Source organism: Paraburkholderia sp. UCT70 (assembly GCF_050434085.1).
In the GTDB taxonomy this organism is placed as follows: domain Bacteria; phylum Pseudomonadota; class Gammaproteobacteria; order Burkholderiales; family Burkholderiaceae; genus Paraburkholderia; species Paraburkholderia tuberum.
The window spans coordinates 1575844-1594792 of sequence record NZ_JBNPVZ010000004.1 but is presented as its reverse complement, the minus strand read 5'-3'; the positions used below and the strand labels follow the sequence as shown (position 1 = coordinate 1594792).

Here is an 18949-nt window from a genome sequence, read left to right as displayed (position 1 = left end):
CTTTTCAAACAGCGAAATCGCCGTGCGGCTCACCTCGATCAAACTCGCTGGTTTCAAATCCTTCGTCGATCCCACGCATTTCCAGGTCCCAGGCCAGTTGGTTGGCGTGGTCGGTCCGAACGGGTGCGGCAAATCCAACATCATCGACGCCGTGCGCTGGGTGCTCGGCGAATCGCGCGCCTCTGAATTGCGCGGCGAGTCGATGCAGGACGTGATCTTCAACGGCTCGACCGCCCGCAAGCCCGGCAGCCGCGCGAGCGTCGAACTCGTGTTCGACAACGCGGACGGCCGCGCCGCCGGCCAGTGGGGCCAGTATGCGGAGATCGCCGTGAAGCGCGTGCTGACGCGCGACGGCACGTCGAGCTACTACATCAACAATCTGCCGGCGCGGCGCCGCGACATCCAGGACATCTTCCTCGGCACCGGCCTCGGGCCGCGTGCGTACGCGATCATCGGGCAGGGCATGATCGCGCGGCTGATCGAGGCGAAGCCCGAAGAGCTGCGCGTGTTCCTCGAAGAAGCCGCCGGCGTGTCGAAGTACAAGGAGCGCCGCCGCGAGACCGAGAACCGTCTGCACGACACGCGCGAGAACCTGACGCGCGTCGAGGACATCGTCCGCGAGCTCGGCACGAATCTCGAGAAGCTCGAGGGGCAGGCGGTCGTCGCGACCCGTTATCGCGAGCTGCAAAGCGACGGCGAGGAAAAGCAGCGTCTGCTGTGGTTGCTGCGCAAGAACGAGGCGGCCGGCGAGCAGCAGCGCCAGCAACGCGCGATCGAGCAGGCGCAGATCGACCTCGAGGCGCAAACCGCGAAGCTGCGCGAAGTCGAGGCGGAACTCGAAACGCTGCGCGTCGCGCACTATTCGGCGAGCGACGCGATGCAGGGCGCGCAGGGCGCGCTGTACGAGGCGAACGCGGAAGTGAGCCGGCTGGAAGCCGAGATCCGCTTCATCGTCGAATCGCGCAACCGCGTGCAGGCGCAGATCGCCGCGCTGACCGCGCAGCGCGAGCAGTGGCAATCGCAGGCCGACAAGGCGCAGGACGATATCGCCGTCGCTGAAGAGCAACTGGCCGTCGCTGAAGAAAAAGCCGTGCTCGCCGAAGAGGACGCCGCCGCGAAGCACGATGCGCTACCCGCCCTCGAAGCGCGCTGGCGCGACGCCCAGGCGGAGCTGAACACCGAGCGCGGCGGCATCGCGCAGACCGAGCAGGCGCTGAAGCTCGAAGCCGCGCATCAGCGCAATGCCGATCAGCAGTTGCAGCAGCTGCAGCAGCGCCATGAGCGGCTGAAATCGGAAGAGGGTGGCCTCGACGCGCCCGACGAGGCGCAGCTCGAGGAATTGCGCGTGCAGCTCGCCGAGCACGAGGAAGTCCTTCACGACGCGCAGGGCCGCCTCGCCGACGCGCAGGAAACACTGCCGCGGCTCGACGGTGAACGCCGCGCCGCGCAGGAGCGCGTGCAGGCCGAAAGCGCGCAGATCCATCAGCTCGACGCGCGCCTCGCCGCGCTCAGGCAGTTGCAGGAAAACGTGCAGACCGAAGGCAAGATCCAGCCGTGGCTCGACAAGCACGAGCTGGGCAGCCTGCCGCGTCTGTGGAAGAAACTGCATGTCGAGGCCGGTTGGGAAACCGCGCTCGAAGCGGTGCTGCGCGAGCGCCTCGCCGCGCTCGAAGTGTCGAATCTCGACTGGGTCAAGGCGTTCGCAACCGACGCGCCACCGGCCAAGCTCGCGTTCTACGCGCCGCCCGCGGCTGGGCAGCCGGCCCCGGCGGCGGGCGCGCTGCGCTCGCTGCTGTCGCTCGTGCGCATCGAGGACGCGGGTATCCGCGCGGTGCTGACCGACTGGCTGGGCCTCGCGTTCGTCGCCGACGATCTGCAGCAGGCGCTTTCGATGCGCACGCAGCTGCCCGAGGGCGGCGCGTTCGTCGTCAAGGCGGGGCACGTGGTCACGCGCGTCGGCGTACAGCTGTATGCGGCCGATTCCGAGCAGGCCGGCATGCTCGCGCGTCAGCAGGAAATCGAAAACCTCGGCCGCCAGGTGCGCGCACAGGCATTGCTCGCCGACGAGGCGAAGGCCGCCGCGATCCGCGCCGAAGCCGCGCACACGCAAGCCGCGCAGGCGCTCGCCGAGCTGCGCCAGCAGGCCGAACGCGCGACGCAGCGGGTGCACGCGTTGCAGATGGACGTGCTGAGGCTCACACAGGCGCACGAACGCTACACGCAGCGCAGCACGCAGATTCGCGAGGAACTCGAAGAAATCGCCGCGCAGATTGACGAGCAGCGGGCGCTGCGCGCCGAGTCGGAAGCGAACTTCGAGCGTCACGACGGCGAGCTCGCCGAACTGCAGGCGCGCTTCGAAGACCACCAGCTCGCGTTCGAAGCACTCGACGAAGAACTGACGACTGCCCGCGGCGAAGCACGCGACCTCGACCGCGCCGCTACCGACGCGCGCTTCGCCGCGCGCAACATGGCGAACCGCATCGACGAATTGAAGCGCAGCATCCAGGTCGCGCACGAGCAGAGCGAGCGCGTCGCGGGCGCGCTCGAAGACGCGCGCGCCGAACTGGAAACGATCAACGAGCAGACCGCGCACACCGGGCTGCAGGACGCGCTCGACATCCGCGCCGTGAAAGAAGAGGCGCTGCGCGCCGCGCGCGTCGAGCTCGACGACCTGACCGCGAAGCTGCGCTCGGCCGACGAAACGCGCCTCACCGCCGAGCGCGCCCTGCAGCCGCTGCGTGACCGCATCAATGAATTGCAGTTGAAGGAGCAGGCCGCGCGCATCAGCGGCGAGCAGTTCGTCGAGCAACTGGCCGCGGCCGGTGTCGATGAAGCCGAACTGCAAGCCAAGCTGACGGCGGACATGAAGCCGTCGTACCTGCAGGGCGAAGTCACGCGCATCAACAACGCGATCACCGCGCTCGGGCCGGTCAACATGGCCGCGCTCGACGAGCTGAAGGCCGCGACCGAGCGTAAGAGCTTCCTCGATTCGCAGTCGGCCGACCTGACGAGCGCGATCGAAACGCTCGAAGACGCGATCCGCAAGATCGACGCCGAAACGCGCACGCTGCTGCAAAGCACGTTCGACGAAGTGAACCGTCATTTCGGCGAGCTGTTCCCGCGTCTCTTTGGCGGCGGCCAGGCGAAGCTGATCATGACCGGCGACGAAATCCTCGACGCCGGCGTGCAGGTGATGGCTCAGCCGCCGGGCAAGAAGAATTCGACGATTCACCTGCTGTCGGGCGGCGAGAAAGCGCTGACCGCGACCGCTCTCGTGTTCGCGATGTTCCAGCTGAATCCGGCGCCGTTCTGTCTGCTCGACGAAGTGGACGCGCCGCTCGACGACGCCAACACCGAGCGTTTCGCGAATCTGGTACGGGCGATGTCCGACAAAACCCAGTTCCTGTTCATCTCGCACAACAAGATCGCGATGGAGATGGCGCAGCAGCTGATCGGCGTGACGATGCAGGAGCAGGGCGTCTCGCGGATCGTCGCGGTCGACATGGAAACGGCGGCGGGTTTCGCCCAGAATATCGTTTGAGTTAACGCCTTCGCGGGCATCCGCATCCACCGCAGCGGCCTGATCGAGCGCCGCGCGGTACGTGGAGCGGACGAGAGGCTCGCGCGGATAGAAGAATTGCTGATGGAGCATGCATGGACGAGTTGACACTCGGTTTGATCGGCGCGGGTGCCGTGGTGGTGGGGGGCGTGGTCGCGTACAACGCGTGGCAGGGCGCGAAGGTCCGCCGCAAGATGCCGCGGCCGATGCCGGCCGACACCGCCGAGAGCTTTGCGCGGGACGAGCATGAGGAGCAGAGCCCGTTCATCGAGCCGGCCCGGCCGACCACGCGGCGCGAGCCGAGCGTGAGCGCCGAGGCGGCCGCGGACCCGACCGCGGCGCGCGTCGAGCCGACGTTCGGCGCGGGCGCCGCACCGCTCGATACACCGGCCGATATCCAGGCCGAGATGACGTCGCCGAACGGTTATCCATCGGCGGACGCCGATACCATGGGCGAAGGCGAACATGCGGCGGCGCCGGGCGCGCCCGCGGCCCAGCCCGCGTCCGCCGGGCACGAGCGGGTCGAACCGATCCTGCCGGCCGCCACGACGATTTCGTCGACGCCGCCCGCGATCGTCGATCGACGCATCGACTGTATCGTGCCGATCCGGCTGAACGGCCCCGTGGCCGGCGACAAGGTGCTTCCGCTCGCGCAGCGCTTGCGTCGGGCGGGCAGCAAGCCCGTGCACATCGAAGGCAAACCCGAAGGCGGCGGCTCGTGGGAGCTGCTGCAGAACGGCACGCGCTATGAAGAGCTGCGCGCGGCCGCGCAGCTCGCGAACCGTAGCGGCGCGCTGAACGAGCTCGAATTTTCCGAGTTCGTGACCGGCGTACAGCAGTTCGCCGATGCGCTCGACGCGGCGCCGGAATTCCCCGACATGCTCGAAACCGTCGCGATGGCGCGCGAGCTCGACGGCTTTGCCGCCCAGTGCGACGCGCAGTTGTCGATCAACGTGCTGTCGGACGGCGCGCCGTGGTCGGCCAACTACGTGCAGGCGGTCGCATCGCAGGACGGTCTGCTGCTGTCGCGCGACGGCACGCGCTTCGTCAAGCTCGACTCGCGGCAAAGCCCGGTGTTCATGCTGCAGTTCGGCGACACCAACTTCCTGCGCGACGACCTCACGTACAAAGGCGGCGAGATGATCACGCTGGTGCTCGACGTGCCGGTCGCCGACGAAGACATCCTGCCGTTCCGGCTGATGTGCGATTACGCGAAGTCGCTGGCCGAGCGCATCGGCGGACGCGTGGTCGACGACGGTCGCCGGCCGCTGCCGGAAAGCGCGCTGCTCGCGATCGAAAAACAGTTGATGACGCTGTACGCGAAGCTCGAACAGGCGGGTATTCCGGCGGGTTCGCCGGCCACGCGGCGCCTGTTCAGCCAGTAAGCCTTTTGCAGCGTTCTACGCGTTTTGACGACGGCCGCACGATGTGCGGCCGTCGTCGTTTCCGGCTTGCGTCGCAGCGCGGCCCGCCCCGAATCAGCGATGTAAAGGGGCACGCTTCCTGCGATAATCCGATGTCCGACTTTCTTCTCGAGAAGCTTCCGACAGCATGGCCCGATCCTCCGTCCCTCCTTCCGCAACCAGCGCTCCGGCCGAGCGGGCCGTGTGGTTGCGCGCGGAACTCGAACGCGCGAACTACGCGTATTACGTGCTCGATCAACCGGACCTGCCGGACGCCGAGTATGACAAGCTGTTCAAGGAGCTGGAGCGCATCGAGGCCGAGCATCCCGATCTGATCGTGCCGGATTCGCCGACGCAGCGCGTCGGCGGCGAGGCCGCGAGCGGTTTCGAGCCGGTCGTGCACGATCTGCCGATGCTGTCGTTGAACAACGGTTTCGCCGACGAAGACATCGTCGCGTTCGACAAGCGCATCGGCGACGCGCTCGGCAACAACGCGAGCGAGCCGCCGGTCCCCGTCGACTACGCGGCCGAGCTGAAATTCGACGGCCTCGCGATCTCGCTGCGCTACGTCGACGGCGTGTTCGTGCAGGCCTCCACGCGCGGTGACGGCACAACCGGCGAGAACGTCACCGAAAACGTCCGCACGATCCGCTCGATTCCGTTGAGGCTGAAGGGTAAGCGCGTGCCGCGCGTGCTCGACGTGCGCGGCGAAGTGCTGATGTTCAAGCGCGATTTCGAGCGCCTGAACGAACGCCAGCGCAGCGCCGAACAACGCGAATTCGCGAACCCGCGCAACGCGGCGGCGGGCAGCTTGCGGCAGCTCGATTCGAAGATCACCGCGCAGCGGCCGTTGTCGTTTTTCGCGTATGGCATCGGCGTGCTCGAAGGCATCGAGATGCCGGCCACCCATAGCGAACTGCTCGACTGGTACAAGGAGATGGGCTTGCCGGTCAATGGCGAGCGCGCGGTCGTGCAGGGCGCCGAAGGCCTGCTCGGCTTCTTCCACGCGGTCGGCGAGAAGCGCGACAGGCTCCCCTACGACATCGACGGCGTGGTCTACAAGGTCAACCGGCGCGACGAGCAGGATGCGCTCGGTTTCGTGTCGCGCGCGCCGCGCTTCGCGCTCGCGCACAAATTCCCCGCGCAGGAAGCGTTGACGAAGCTGGTCGCGATCGACGTGCAGGTCGGCCGCACCGGCGCGATCACGCCGGTCGCGCGGCTGGAACCGGTGTTCGTCGGCGGCGCGACGGTCACGAACGCGACCTTGCACAACGAGGATGAAGTGCGCCGCAAGGACATCCGCATCGGCGACACAGTGATCGTGCGGCGCGCCGGCGACGTGATTCCGGAGGTGGTCAACGCGCTGCTCGAGCGTCGTCCGGCCGACGCGCGCGAGTTCGTGATGCCGACGCAGTGCCCGGTGTGCGGTTCGGCGATCGAGCGGCTGCCCGACGAGGCGATCGCGCGCTGCACGGGCGGGCTCTTCTGTCCGGCGCAGCGCAAGCAGGCGTTGTGGCACTTCGCGCAGCGGCGCGCGCTCGACATCGACGGCCTCGGCGAGAAGATCATCGATCAACTGGTCGAACAGAACCTGGTGCGCACGCCGGCCGATCTGTTTAATCTCGGCTTCACGACGCTCGCGGAACTCGACCGCTTCGCCGAAAAGTCCGCGCAGAACCTGCTCGACTCGCTCGACAAGGCCAGGCACACGTCGCTCGCGCGCTTTATCTACGCATTGGGGATTCGCCATGTCGGCGAATCGACCGCGAAGGATCTCGCGAAGCACTTCGGCTCGCTCGATCCGATCATGGATGCGTCGCTGGAGGAACTGCTCGAAGTCAACGACGTGGGGCCGGTCGTCGCCGAATCGATCCACCAGTTCTTCGCCGAGGACCACAACCGCACGGTGATCGAACAGCTGCGCGCGCCGGGCAAGGTCACGTGGCCCGAGGGGCCGCCAGCGCCGAAGGCGCCGCAGGGCGTGCTGGCCGGGCAGACGGTCGTGCTGACCGGTACGCTGCCAAACCTGTCGCGCGAGGACGCGAAGGAAATGCTCGAGGCGGCCGGCGCGAAGGTGGCGGGGTCGGTATCGAAGAAAACCAGTTACGTGGTGGCGGGGGCCGACGCGGGCAGCAAACTTTCGAAGGCCGAGGAACTCGGCATCCCCGTACTCGACGAAGATGGTATGCGCAAGCTCCTGGAGGGGCACTGATGATTCACGACATTCTGAAGATGGGCGATCCGCGCCTGCTGCGAATCGCCGAGCCGGTCGTTCACTTCGACACGCCCGAGCTGCACCGGCTCGTGGAAGACATGTTCGAGACCATGCACGCGGCGAACGGCGCGGGTCTCGCCGCGCCGCAGATCGGCGTCGATCTGCAGGTGGTGATCTTCGGCTTCGGTTCGAACGAGCGCTATCCGGACGCGCCGCCGGTGCCCGAAACGGTGCTGATCAACCCGACCGTCACGCCGGTCTCGCAGGACATGGAAGAAAGCTGGGAAGGTTGCCTGTCGGTGCCGGGGCTGCGCGGCGTGGTGAGCCGGTTTTCGATGATCCGTTATCACGGCTTCGATCAGTTCGGCAATCCGATCGACCGGGTCGCCGAGGGTTTTCACGCACGGGTTGTGCAGCACGAATGCGATCATCTGATCGGCAAACTGTATCCGATGCGGATTACCGATTTCTCGAAGTTCGGCTTTACGGAGGTCCTGTTCCCGGATCTCGATACGAATAGCGACGACTGACACAGCTGCCGCCAACAAAAAACCCACGCCAAAGTGCGTGGGTTTTTTGTTGTGCCGATGCGCCCGCTCTCAGCAAGGAGGCGCATTGGACGGACCTCAGAACGACTCGTCTTCCGACAGATAGCGCCACTGTCCCGGCGGCAGCGCGCCGAGCATCACCTGGCCCATGCGCACGCGCTTCAGGCCCACCACCTCGAGACCGACCAGTTCGCACATGCGGCGAATCTGACGCTTCTTGCCTTCGCGCAGCACGAAACGCAGTTGCTCGCCGTTCTGCCAGCTGACCTGCGCGGGCTTCAGCGCGACGTCGTCGAGCGACAGGCCGTGGCGCAGCAGCGCGAGTTTTTCGGCCGGGAAATGGCTTTCGACGTCGACCGTGTGATCGCCGTAGGCGACGCGCACCAGATACTCCTTGTCCACGTCCGAGTGACCGCCGATCAGTTGCTTCGCGATGCGGCCGTCCTGCGTCAGCACGAGCAGGCCCGTCGAATCGATGTCGAGACGCCCGGCCGGCGCGAGCTGGCGCAGATGCGACGCCGAGAAGGGGATCCCCGAACGGTCGCCTTCCCAGCGATTCTCCGGCGTGACGAGCGTGATGGCCGGCTGATAGCCGTCCTCCGCCTGGCCAGACACGAGCCCGACCGGCTTGTGAACGATCACGGTCACCTGGCTCGACTGAAAGGCTTCGGCGGCCGGGTCGATGTCGATGCGCTGATCCGGGAACACCTTCGTGCCGAGCGTATCGATGCGCTCGCCGTCGACCATGACCCAGCCTTTCTCGATCCATTCGTCGGCCTCGCGACGCGAGCACAGGCCGAGCTTGGACATCAGCTTGGACAGACGCAGCATGCCCGGCGCGTCTTCGCGATCGCGGCGGGGCGGGTGCGGGGTGTCGATGGTGGTGTCGACGGGGCGGGCGGTTGCTGATGCCGAGGCTCGCGGCTTGGCGGCGCGGGTTGGTCGGTCGTCGCCGAAGCGGCGTTTCGGGGCCGGCAACGTGTCGTCGAAGCTGCGCGCAGGGCGCTCGCGACGCTCGGTGCGTTCGCCGTGGCCGCCTTTTGCCGGCTTCGCGAAGCTGCGCTCGCCACGCTCGCTTTCGAAGCGGCGCGAGGTGCTGTCGCCGCGCGCGCCTCGATCGCCACCGCGACGCTCCTGCGGCTCACCGCGATCGCTACCGAAGCGCGGACGGTCGGCGGCCTCGCGCTCCCGGCGCACCGGACGATCGCCACGCGCGCCGCCTTCCGACGGCCTGCCTGTGCCTGGACGCGGACCGCTGAACGGACGGCGTTCGCCGGCGTCGCGGCCCGGTGCGCGCTCACCAAAACTGCGCGGTGCGCGCTCGCCGCGCTCCGCATTGCCCTCGAAACGACGGGGTGCGCGTTCGCCACGCTCGCCGAATTCGCGCCGAGGAGCGCGTTCGCCACGCTCAGCGTTGCCTTCGAAACGACGGGGTGCGCGTTCGCCACGCTCGCCGAATTCGCGCCGAGGGGCACGTTCGCCACGCTCAGCGTTGCCTTCGAAACGACGCGGCGCGCGTTCAGTCCGTTCGCCGAATTCGCGCCGAGGAGCGCGTTCGCCACGCTCAGCGCTGCCTTCGAAACGACGCGGCGCGCGTTCAGTCCGTTCGCCGAATTCGCGCCGAGGAGCACGTTCGCCACGCTCAGCGTTGCCTTCGAAACGACGCGGCGCGCGTTCAGTCCGTTCGCCGAATTCGCGTCGAGGCGCACGTTCGCCACGTTCAGCGCTGCCTTCGAAACGACGCGGCGCGCGTTCAGTCCGTTCGCCGAATTCGCGCCGAGGCGCCCGTTCGCCACGCTCGGCGCCGCCCTCAAAACGACGCGGCGCGCGTTCTCCGCGCTCGCCTCCCTGAGCCGCACCTTCGAAGCGGCGCGGTGCGCCCGCGGCAGCCGCGCCCCGTTCGCGCACGCCCGACCCTTCGGCACGCGGCGCGCGTGCACCGGCGCCCGCCGGCTTCGCACCGACCGGCCGCTTCGCGCCACCACCCGTCGATGCCGCGCCTTCGCGCTTCGCGCCGGCCTCGGCCTCGAATGGCTTCGGCCGCGCTGGACGGGTCGGCTTACGCGCCGACGCGCTGCCGGGGCGGACAGGGGCGCGTTCGGACGACGCCGGCCGCGGATGCTTCGCTGTTAATTTGATTCGCATGAAATCTCACACTGCGATCGCGCGCAGTAGTTCGGTCTCGACCTGAATTTGCAGGCGGTTGTCCGACAGGCTGTGTCCTTCGAGCAGAAACACGTCCTCGACGCGTTCGCCGAGCGTATTGATCCGCGCCGAGGCGACGCCGACCCGGTGCTCAGCCAGCACGCGCGCGATCGAATAAAGAAGGCCCGGCCGGTCGTTCGCCGACACGGACAGGATGTAGTATTGGCCGCGCTCATCGGCCCGCAGGTCGACGCGCGGCGTAATGGGGAAGGTGCGCGATAGCCGTGACAGCCGGCCCTTCGACGGTCCCGGCAGCAAGGTGCCGTGGCCCGCGAGGCGCGCGGTCAGCTCCTGCTCGACCAGATTGGCGATGTCGCGATAGTGCACGTCCTCTTCGGTATGCGCGACGAGGAAGTTGTCGAGCGCGTAGCCATGGCGCGTCGTGCTGACGCGCGCATCGAGCACCGACAGGCCGTTGCGGTCGAAATACGCGCAGATGCCCGCGAACAGATCGGGCTGGTCCTTCACGTAGACGAGCACCTGCAGTGCCTCGCCGATCGGCGACGGCCGCGCGCGTACGAGCGGCGTCGGCGTTTCGACGTGGCGGTACAGCACGCGCGTCTGCCACGCGATGTCCGCCGCGTCGTGGCGCAGGAAATAGCCGACGTCCAGCTTGTCCCACAGCGCCCGTTGCGCGCCTTCCGGCACGGTTTCGAGACGCAGCAGCGCGAGCGCCTCTTCCTGGCGCGACTTCAGCTCGGAATGCTCGTCCGGCTGGGCACCGCCAAGCACGGCGAGCGTGGTGCGGTAGAGGTCTTCGAGCAGCTTGCCTTTCCACGTGTTCCAGACCTTCGGGCTGGTGCCGCGGATGTCGGCGACGGTCAGCAGATAGAGCGCGGTCAGGCGGCGCTCGGTGCCGACCAGCTCGGCGAAGCGCTTGATCACTTCAGGGTCGCTCGTGTCCTGCTTCTGCGCGACCTGGCTCATCGTCAGATGCTGCTTCACGAGCCACACGACCAGCTCGCCATCCTCGCCTTCGATGCCGTGCTGGCGGCAGAAGCGCCGTGCGTCGGCCATGCCCAGCGTGGAATGATCGCCGCCGCGGCCCTTCGCGATGTCATGAAACAGCGCGGCCACGTACAGCACCCACGGCCGGTCGAAGTTGACGATCAACTGGCTGCAGAACGGGTATTCGTGCGCATGCTCGGCGACCGCGAAGCGGCGCAGATTGCGCAGCACCATCAGGATGTGCTGATCGACCGTGAACACGTGGTACAGGTCGTGCTGCATCTGCCCGACGATGCGCCGGAAATTCAGCAGATAACGCCCGAGCACGCTCGTCTGGTTCATCAACCGGAACGCATGCGTGATACCGGCCGGCTGCTTCAGGATTTCCATGAAGAGCCGGCGATTTTCCGGATCGCGCCGCCAGTGCTGGTCCATCACGTCGCGGGCGTTGTAGATCGCGCGCAGCGTGCGCGCCGACAGTCCCTTCACGCCGGGGGTGCGCTCGTATAGCAGGAACGCCTCGAGGATCGCATTCGGCTCGCGCTGGAACACGTCGTCGGAGGCGATTTCGAGCATGCCCTGCTTTTCGACGAAGCGATCCGACAGCACGCGCGTGATGCCGCTCGTGCTCGGAAACAGCTGCGCCTCGATGTTCTGGATCAGGATCGTCGCGAGTTGCGTGACCGCTTTCGCGGCCCAGTAGTAGCGGCGCATCAGCTGCTCGCTCGCGCGCTTGGTCGCGGTCGGCTTGAGGCCGAAGCTTTCCGCGACCGGCGTCTGCAGGTCGAACACCAGGATGTCCTGGCGGCGCCCGGCGATCACGTGCAGCCGCGCACGCAGCGACTTCAGAAAGCCTTCGTTGTGGCGCAGCTCGCGCGCCTCGCGCTCGGTGATGAGTCCGCGTGCTTCGAGTTCGCGCCAGCTGCTGCCGAAGCCGGCCGCCTGTGTGATCCACAGGATCAGTTGCAGGTCGCGCAGCCCGCCCGGGCTTTCCTTGATGTTCGGCTCGAGCGCGTAGGGCGTGTCCTGAAACTTCGCGTGACGCTGGCGCATTTCGAGCACCTTCGCCTGGAAGAACGCCTTCGGGTCGAGCGCCGCACGGTAGCGCCGAGCGAAATCGTCGAACAGTGCGGTGCTGCCGGTGATGCGGCGCGCTTCCAGCAGCGAGGTACGCACCGTGACGTCGTTGGCCGCTTCCTCGATGCATTGCGACACGCTGCGCACGCTGCTGCCGAGTTCCAGCCCGAGATCCCACGCGAGACTGATGAAGCGCTCGACGCGCGCGTCCAGATGCTCGAGCCGCGCGTCGGGCAACAGCACCAGGATGTCGATGTCGGAGTGCGGCGCGAGTTCGCCGCGCCCATAGCCGCCAACCGCGACCAGCGCGAGGTCGTCGGGCAGCTCGCAGGTGTCCCAGGCGGCGCGCAGCGAATGGTCCGTGGCGCGCGCGAGGGCGGCCATCAACGCGTCGACGTTGGTGGCCGTTCGGAAGCGTTCCAGCAACTGGGCTTTGGCCACTTTGTAGTCCGCCTTGAGCGACGAGGCATGGGAGGGGGCGACGGCTGGAACGCTACTCATTGGCAGGAAGGCGGTGTGGTCGGAATCGGTCAGGCCGTGGCCGCGACCACGGGCGGACGCGCGGGCGTGCCGGCCGACACGGTCAGCACGTCGTAGCCGGTCTCGGTGACGAGCACCGTGTGCTCCCACTGCGCGGACAGGCTGCGGTCCTTGGTCTTGACGGTCCACTGGTCGGGCATCGTGCGGATGTCACGGCGGCCCGCGTTGATCATCGGCTCGATCGTGAAGATCATACCGGCCTGCAGTTCGAACCCGGTGCCGGGGCGACCGTAGTGCAGGATCTGCGGATCTTCGTGGAATACGGTGCCGATGCCGTGTCCGCAATATTCGCGCACCACGCTGTAGCCGAGGCCTTCGGCGTGCTTCTGGATCGCATAGCCGATGTCGCCGAGATGCGCGCCGGGTCGCACCTGGTCGATGCCGAGCCACATGCATTCGAAAGTGGCTTGCACGAGGCGCTTTGCCATGATCGACCCTTCGCCGACGATGAACATGCGGCTCGTGTCGCCGAAATAGCCGTCCTTGATCACGGTGACGTCGATGTTCAGCGCGTCGCCGGTTTTGAGCGCCTTGTCGCCCGGAATGCCGTGGCAGATCACGTCGTTGACGGAAATGCAGGTGGCTTTCGGGTAGGGCGGGTAGCCGGGCGGCTGGTAATTCAGCGGCGCGGGGACCGTGCCCTGGTCCTTCAGCATGTATTCGTGACAAAGATGGTCGAGCTCGCCAGTGGTGACGCCGGCCTTGACGAACGGCGTGATGTAGTCGAGCACTTCGCTCGCGAGCCGGCAGGCGACGCGCATCTTCGCGATATCGTCTTCGTTTTTGATGGTGATAGCCATGGTTTCCTCGGAAGCCTTGCTGGATAAGGCTTGCTGGGTGTTGCGGTGGCCGGGCGGAGGGGCGTCTGCCGGGCACGGAATGCCGGTCGATCCTTAACGCCCCCCGCGCGTGGCGGAATCGAGCCATTTTACAGCAGTGGGGGCCGGGTCGTTGCGCTGGATCGGGCGGCAAGGGCGAAAAGCGCCAGAATCGGCAAATTGGCGGCCCAAAGGACGCCAGGCCGGGCTTCGGTCCCGGCGGCGCGGTCCCGTGCGTAGGACCATCGGCCGGTGGTCGGGCCGGTTGAGTCAGTCGGTCGTCGCGTGCTATACTCTTCGGCTAAGTCGGTCCTAGTCCGCTTTTATTCGCGAGTCCGCAAATTCGCGCATGGCAGCTGGGCGGAGCGGCTTCTCGCGGCACTCCGGTTGTTGGGTGTCGTGAGTTGGAGAAAGTCGTGTCAGGCAACCAATTCGCAAGCCGGCGCACCCAGGGTGTCGTCGCGTGCCCAAGGTAGAGGCGGGCGCGGCCGATACGGCAGCCGGTTTAAGACCCAACCCTCGTGGAGAATTTCATGGCAGTTACGATGCGTCAAATGCTGGAAGCAGGTGTCCACTTCGGTCACCAGACCCGCTTCTGGAACCCGAAGATGGCCCCCTTCATTTTCGGTCATCGCAACAAGATTCACATCATCAACCTCGAAAAGACGCTGCCGATGTACAACGACGCGCTGAAGTACGCGCGTCAGCTGGCATCGAACCGCGGCACGATCCTGTTCGTCGGTACGAAGCGTCAATCGCGTGACACGATCGCCCAGGAAGCGCAGCGCGCTGGTATGCCGTTCGTGAACGCGCGCTGGCTCGGCGGCATGCTGACCAACTTCAAGACGCTGAAGGTTTCGATCAAGCGCCTGAAGGACATGGAGGCGGCGCTGGAAGCCGGTGAAACCGAGCGCATGAGCAAGAAGGAAGCGCTTCTGTTCGAACGTGAAATGGCCAAGCTGCAGAAGTCGATCGGCGGCGTGAAGGACATGGGCGGCATTCCGGACGCGATCTTCGTGGTTGACGTCGGCTACCACAAGATTGCCGTGACCGAAGCAAACAAGCTCGGCATTCCGGTCATCGCCGTGGTCGATACGAACCACTCGCCGGAAGGTGTGGACTACGTGATCCCGGGTAACGACGACGCCAGCAAGGCCGTCGCCCTGTACGCGGCTGGCGTGGCCGATGCGATCCTCGAAGGCCGTGCCAACGCGGTCAACGAAGTGGTCCAGGCTGCGCGTGGCGGCGACGGCGACGAGTTCGTCGAGGTCAACCCGGAAGCGTAAGGCTGCCCAGTGTCCGGCATAAAAGGGGGCTTTCTACAGGCCCCCTTTTTTTAAGTCGCGACGTCTATGACAGTTGTTGTAACGGGCATCTGGCAGAGTGCTCGAGGCGACGCGAGGCGCGTCGCTCACAAAATGCGCGAAAACGCTGAAACGAATTCCTGCCGCCGGCATCGAAATGCGGGCGGCGTGTGACAGACAGAACTCAAGGAGCAAATGATGGCGGCAATTACCGCAAGCATGGTTGCAGAACTGCGCGCGAAGACCGACGCGCCGATGATGGAATGCAAGAAGGCGCTGACGGAAGCCGACGGCGATCTGGCGCGCGCTGAAGAACTGCTGCGCGTGAAGCTCGGCAACAAGGCGAGCAAGGCGGCATCGCGCGTGACGGCCGAAGGCGTCGTCGCATCGTTCATCAACGGCAACGCTGGTTCGCTCGTCGAGCTGAACTGCGAAACCGACTTCGTCTCGAAGAACGACGACTTCCTCGCGTTCTCGAAGAAGATCGCCGAACTCGTCGCGACGCAAAACCCGGCTGACGTCGCGGTGCTGTCAGCCCTGCCGCTCGACGGCCAAACCGTCGACGCAGTGCGCCTCGCGCTGGTCGGCAAGATCGGCGAAAACCTGTCGATCCGCCGTTTCGTGCGCTTCGACACCGCGAACAAGCTGGCGGCGTACCTGCACGGCACGCGCATCGGCGTGCTGGTCGAGTACACCGGCGCGGACGAACAGGTCGGCAAGGACGTGGCGATGCACATCGCCGCGATGAAGCCGGTTTCGCTGTCGTCGGACGACGTGCCGGCGGACCTGATCGCCAAGGAACGCAGCATCGCTGAACAGAAGGCCGCCGAATCTGGCAAGCCGGCTGAAATCGTCGCGAAGATGGTCGACGGCAGCGTGCAGAAGTACCTGAAGGAAGTGTCGCTGCTGAACCAGACGTTCGTGAAGAACGACAAGCAGACGATCGAGCAGATGCTGAAAGCGGGCAACTCGAGCGTGCAGAAGTTCGCGCTGTTCGTGGTCGGCGAAGGCATCGAGAAGAAGCAGGACGACTTCGCAGCGGAAGTGGCCGCCCAGGTCGCTGCTGCAAAGCAACAATAAGCGTTACCTAAGCTTCACCGCCGTACCGTTTGGACCCGCGGCGAGGCAAGACCTCGCCGCGGTCGACAGCGCCGCAAGGCCGCGCACGAGTTGACCCTCGCCGCGCAGCCGCCGCTGGCGAACCTCAGGGTTCGCCAATTTGGCGGTGCTTGCCCGAATCAGCATTTCACCCCTACATTAGTCCCTTGTTGTTGCCCTGTTCTGCGCGATCTGGATACCCCTATGCCCACTGCCTATAAACGCGTCCTGCTCAAACTCTCCGGTGAAGCTCTGATGGGCGACGATGCCTTCGGCATCAATCGCGGAACCATCGAACGAATGGTGGCGGACGTGGCCGAAGTGGTCCGTCTCGGAACGCAACTGGCCGTGGTGATCGGCGGCGGCAATATTTTTCGCGGCGTCGCGGGCGGTGCGGCGGGTATGGACCGCGCAACGGCCGACTACATGGGTATGCTCGCCACGATGATGAACGCGCTGGCGCTGCAGGACGCGATGCGTCACGCCGGCATCGAGGCGCGCGTGCAATCGGCGCTGCGCATGGACCAGGTCGTCGAGCCGTACATCCGGCCCCGCGCGATCCGCCAGCTCGAGGAAGGCAAGGTCGTGATCTTCGCGGCCGGCACCGGCAACCCGTTCTTCACGACCGACACGGCCGCTGCATTGCGCGGCGCGGAAATCGGCGCGGAAGTGGTGCTGAAGGCGACCAAGGTGGACGGCGTCTATTCGGCCGATCCCAAGAAGGATTCGAGCGCGACCCGCTATAGCACGATCAGCTTCGACGAGGCAATCGGCCGCAATCTGCAGGTGATGGACGCGACGGCTTTCGCTCTGTGCCGCGACCAGAAGCTGCCGATCCGCGTGTTTTCGATCGTCAAACCCGGTGCGCTCAAGCGCATCGTGCTAGGTGAGGACGAGGGTACCCTCGTCCACGTGTAAACTTCGTTTACATTACGTGGGCTTTGACGCGAGCCCGGGCCGCCGCATCGCGCGCGCCGGGCGGCTCGCACCGTTTTGAAGGTTCGGAGGTTTAAAAATGTCTGTGGCTGATATCAGGAAGGGCGCTGAACAGAAGATGCAGCGCTCCATCGACGCGTTCAAGAACGACCTGTCGAAGATCCGCACGGGCCGTGCGCACACGGGCCTGCTCGATCATATCCAGTGCGACTACTATGGTTCGCCGGTGCCGATTTCGCAGGTCGCGAACCTGACGCTGATCGACGCGCGCACGATCGGCGTGCAGCCGTGGGAAAAGAAGATGATCCAGGTCGTCGAAAAGGCGATCCGCGAGTCGGATCTCGGTCTGAACCCAGCTACGCATGGCGATGTGATCCGCGTACCGATGCCAGCGTTGACCGAAGAGCGTCGCCGCGAGCTGACCAAGGTCGTTCGCAGCGAAGCCGAAACGGCCAAGGTGGCTGTGCGCAACCTGCGCCGCGACGCCAACGAGCAACTGAAGAAACTCGTCAAGGACAAGGAAATCTCGGAAGACGACGAGCGTCGTGCCGGTGACGACGTCCAGAAGCTGACGGACAAGTTCGTCGCCGAAATCGACAAGCTCGTCACAACGAAAGAAGCCGAGATCATGACGGTCTGACGCCGTTCGGCTCAGCACCTTCTGATTTCCACTTCTTTACTGGCATTACTGTCCCGACGGCCATGACCTATACCAGCTCAACCGTGCGCGTGCCTGAAGTCGCCGCGGTGCCGCGACATATCGCGATCATCATGGATGGCAACGGCCGTTGGGCCACGCAGCGACGTCTGCCCCGCGTGGCGGGCCATACGCGCGGCGTCGACGCGGTGCGGGCGGCCGTCGAGGCGTGCGCGCGGCGGGGCGTCGAATATCTGACGCTGTTCGCGTTCAGCTCGGAGAACTGGCGCCGTCCGAACGAGGAGGTATCGTTCCTGATGCGCCTGTTCGTCACCGCGCTCGAGCGCGAGATCGGCAAGTTGCACGCGAACGGTATCCGATTGCGCGTGGTCGGCGATCTCGAGCGTTTCGACGACAAGATCCGCGATCTGATCAAGCGCGCGGAAACCAAGACCGCGCGCAACACCCGTCTCACGCTGACCATCGCCGCGAACTACGGCGGGCGCTGGGACATCATGCAGGCCACCCGCAAGCTCGTCGAGCAAGCGGCGGCGGGCAAGCCGGTCGAGGTCAACGAGGACGCGTTCGCCGAGCACCTGTCGATGGCCTACGCACCCGAGCCGGACCTGTTCATCCGCACCGGCGGCGAGCGCCGCGTCAGCAACTTCCTGCTGTGGCAGCTTGCCTACACCGAGTTCTATTTCACCGACACGTTCTGGCCGGATTTCGACGCCGACGCGCTCGGTCACGCCATCGCTTCGTACACGGAGCGGGAACGCCGCTTCGGCCGCACCAGTGCTCAGCTTGAGCCGCAATCGCAGAACGTCGATTCGCTTCCATGCTAAAGACCCGTGTCATCACGGCGATCGTGTTGCTGGCAGTGTTCCTGCCCGTCACGCTGTTCGCGCCTGTCGGCGCATTCGGCGCGCTGATCGCTTTCGTCGTCGTGTTCGCCGCGTGGGAGTGGGCGCGCCTGCTGAAGCTCGGTGGCGCGGGTCCGGTGCTGTACGCGCTCGTCGCGGCACTCGGACTCGTCACCAGTACGCGGGTGGGCATCGGCACCGAGCCTGCGCGGCCGTTCTTCCAGGCGGCGGCGATTTTCTGGGTGATCGCCGGTCCATTCGTGCTGCTGCGCAAGCCCGTGCTCGCGCAGGGCGCGTGGCGCGCGTTTCTGTTTCTTGCCGGAATCGTCGGTTTCATCGCGTGCTGGCATGCTCTCGTCGCCGCGCGCATGCAGGGTGTGCCGTTCGTGCTGTCGCTGCTGCTATTGGTATGGCTCGCCGATATCGGCGCATACTTCTCCGGGAAGGCATTTGGCAAGCACAAGCTGGCGCCAGCGATCAGTCCGGGTAAAACCTTGGAGGGGGCGATCGGCGGCTGGCTGCTGGTCATGATCGTCGCGGCGGCGGCGATCTTTTTGCACGCGTTCGAGCCGACCCTGTATTCTGCGCTGCTGGCGCAACTGGGTGCGCTGCGCACGGTGCTCGCGCTGACCCTGCTGGTGGTTTTCAGCGTGGTCGGTGACCTGTTCGAATCGATGATGAAACGTCAGGCCGGCGTCAAAGACTCGAGCGGCCTGTTGCCGGGGCACGGCGGCGTGCTCGATCGCATCGACGCGTTGATGCCGGTGCTGCCGCTCGCCATGCTGCTGCTCGGCTAGA

At 66.0% G+C, this 18949-nt stretch carries 13 protein-coding genes; 10 read left to right on the top strand and 3 right to left on the bottom strand.

Features of this window, described 5'->3' with window-relative positions; all coding sequences use genetic code 11:
* Positions 1–22 precede the first annotated feature (22 nt).
* From smc to def, 4 genes are all read left to right on the top strand, one after another.
* Positions 23–3541 (top strand): chromosome segregation protein SMC, encoded by a 3519-nt coding sequence (gene smc / locus OKW41_RS32895; RefSeq protein WP_429575225.1) that lies wholly within the window; start codon positions 23–25, stop codon positions 3539–3541.
* Between the two features lie 113 nt (positions 3542–3654).
* Positions 3655–4944 carry a cell division protein ZipA C-terminal FtsZ-binding domain-containing protein gene (locus tag OKW41_RS32890; RefSeq protein WP_429575224.1) on the top strand — a complete coding sequence of 430 codons (1290 nt, stop codon included), beginning with the start codon at positions 3655–3657 and terminating at the stop codon, positions 4942–4944.
* A gap of 166 nt (positions 4945–5110) precedes the next feature.
* The gene (ligA, locus tag OKW41_RS32885; RefSeq protein ID WP_429450296.1) at positions 5111–7174 is read left to right on the top strand and encodes an NAD-dependent DNA ligase LigA; all 2064 of its coding nucleotides are present in this window, start codon (positions 5111–5113) and stop codon (positions 7172–7174) included.
* Complete coding sequence (gene def, locus OKW41_RS32880) at positions 7174–7707, top strand: peptide deformylase (protein WP_184066191.1); 534 nt, start codon at positions 7174–7176, stop codon at positions 7705–7707. Before ligA ends, def begins: the two co-directional genes overlap by 1 nt.
* Before the next feature lie 96 nt (positions 7708–7803).
* On the opposite strand, the gene OKW41_RS32875 is transcribed toward def, so the two are convergent.
* The 3 genes from OKW41_RS32875 to map are packed head-to-tail and all read right to left on the bottom strand — an operon-like array spanning position 7804 to position 13295.
* A complete protein-coding gene (locus OKW41_RS32875) occupies positions 7804–9870 on the bottom strand; it encodes a pseudouridine synthase (RefSeq protein ID WP_429575223.1) in 2067 nt (688 codons plus the stop codon).
* 6 nt (positions 9871–9876) lie between these two features.
* A complete protein-coding gene (locus tag OKW41_RS32870) occupies positions 9877–12456 on the bottom strand; it encodes a [protein-PII] uridylyltransferase (protein ID WP_429575222.1) in 2580 nt (859 codons plus the stop codon).
* A gap of 29 nt (positions 12457–12485) precedes the next feature.
* Positions 12486–13295, bottom strand: coding sequence for a type I methionyl aminopeptidase (gene map, locus OKW41_RS32865; protein ID WP_429450290.1), 810 nt, complete (start codon positions 13293–13295; stop codon positions 12486–12488).
* A 551-nt stretch (positions 13296–13846) separates the two neighbouring features.
* Between map and rpsB the strand changes: the two genes are divergently transcribed.
* The 6 genes from rpsB to OKW41_RS32835 all read left to right on the top strand — a co-directional run bounded on the left by rpsB (position 13847) and on the right by OKW41_RS32835 (position 18948).
* Positions 13847–14599 (top strand): 30S ribosomal protein S2, encoded by a 753-nt coding sequence (rpsB, locus tag OKW41_RS32860; protein WP_013089705.1) that lies wholly within the window; start codon positions 13847–13849, stop codon positions 14597–14599.
* Between the two features lie 216 nt (positions 14600–14815).
* Entirely contained in the window at positions 14816–15697 is an 882-nt protein-coding gene (gene tsf / locus OKW41_RS32855) for a translation elongation factor Ts (protein WP_429575221.1), read from the top strand.
* A gap of 222 nt (positions 15698–15919) precedes the next feature.
* Positions 15920–16633, top strand: coding sequence for a UMP kinase (gene pyrH, locus OKW41_RS32850; protein WP_090800588.1), 714 nt, complete (start codon positions 15920–15922; stop codon positions 16631–16633).
* A gap of 97 nt (positions 16634–16730) precedes the next feature.
* Positions 16731–17291 (top strand): ribosome recycling factor, encoded by a 561-nt coding sequence (gene frr, locus OKW41_RS32845; RefSeq protein ID WP_233801920.1) that lies wholly within the window; start codon positions 16731–16733, stop codon positions 17289–17291.
* A gap of 62 nt (positions 17292–17353) precedes the next feature.
* The gene (uppS, locus tag OKW41_RS32840; RefSeq protein WP_184022637.1) at positions 17354–18133 is read left to right on the top strand and encodes a polyprenyl diphosphate synthase; all 780 of its coding nucleotides are present in this window, start codon (positions 17354–17356) and stop codon (positions 18131–18133) included.
* Positions 18127–18948, top strand: a complete 822-nt coding sequence (locus OKW41_RS32835) for a phosphatidate cytidylyltransferase (RefSeq protein ID WP_429450286.1) — start codon at positions 18127–18129, stop codon at positions 18946–18948. The genes uppS and OKW41_RS32835 overlap by 7 nt, the downstream gene beginning before the upstream one ends.
* Position 18949: the final 1 nt, after the last annotated feature.

What these genes read in the sequence shown, in the direction of transcription:
- rpsB (WP_013089705.1), top strand. Translation starts at nt 13,847, where the DNA reads ATGGCAGTTACGATGCGTCAAATGCTGGAAGCAGGTGTCCACTTCGGT.
- tsf (WP_429575221.1), top strand. Translation starts at nt 14,816, where the DNA reads ATGGCGGCAATTACCGCAAGCATGGTTGCAGAACTGCGCGCGAAGACC.
- OKW41_RS32875 (WP_429575223.1), bottom strand. Translation starts at nt 9,870, where the DNA reads ATGCGAATCAAATTAACAGCGAAGCATCCGCGGCCGGCGTCGTCCGAA.
- uppS (WP_184022637.1), top strand. Translation starts at nt 17,354, where the DNA reads ATGACCTATACCAGCTCAACCGTGCGCGTGCCTGAAGTCGCCGCGGTG.
- OKW41_RS32870 (WP_429575222.1), bottom strand. Translation starts at nt 12,456, where the DNA reads ATGAGTAGCGTTCCAGCCGTCGCCCCCTCCCATGCCTCGTCGCTCAAG.
- def (WP_184066191.1), top strand. Translation starts at nt 7,174, where the DNA reads ATGATTCACGACATTCTGAAGATGGGCGATCCGCGCCTGCTGCGAATC.
- ligA (WP_429450296.1), top strand. Translation starts at nt 5,111, where the DNA reads ATGGCCCGATCCTCCGTCCCTCCTTCCGCAACCAGCGCTCCGGCCGAG.
- frr (WP_233801920.1), top strand. Translation starts at nt 16,731, where the DNA reads ATGTCTGTGGCTGATATCAGGAAGGGCGCTGAACAGAAGATGCAGCGC.
- pyrH (WP_090800588.1), top strand. Translation starts at nt 15,920, where the DNA reads ATGCCCACTGCCTATAAACGCGTCCTGCTCAAACTCTCCGGTGAAGCT.
- map (WP_429450290.1), bottom strand. Translation starts at nt 13,295, where the DNA reads ATGGCTATCACCATCAAAAACGAAGACGATATCGCGAAGATGCGCGTC.
- OKW41_RS32835 (WP_429450286.1), top strand. Translation starts at nt 18,127, where the DNA reads ATGCTAAAGACCCGTGTCATCACGGCGATCGTGTTGCTGGCAGTGTTC.
- OKW41_RS32890 (WP_429575224.1), top strand. Translation starts at nt 3,655, where the DNA reads ATGGACGAGTTGACACTCGGTTTGATCGGCGCGGGTGCCGTGGTGGTG.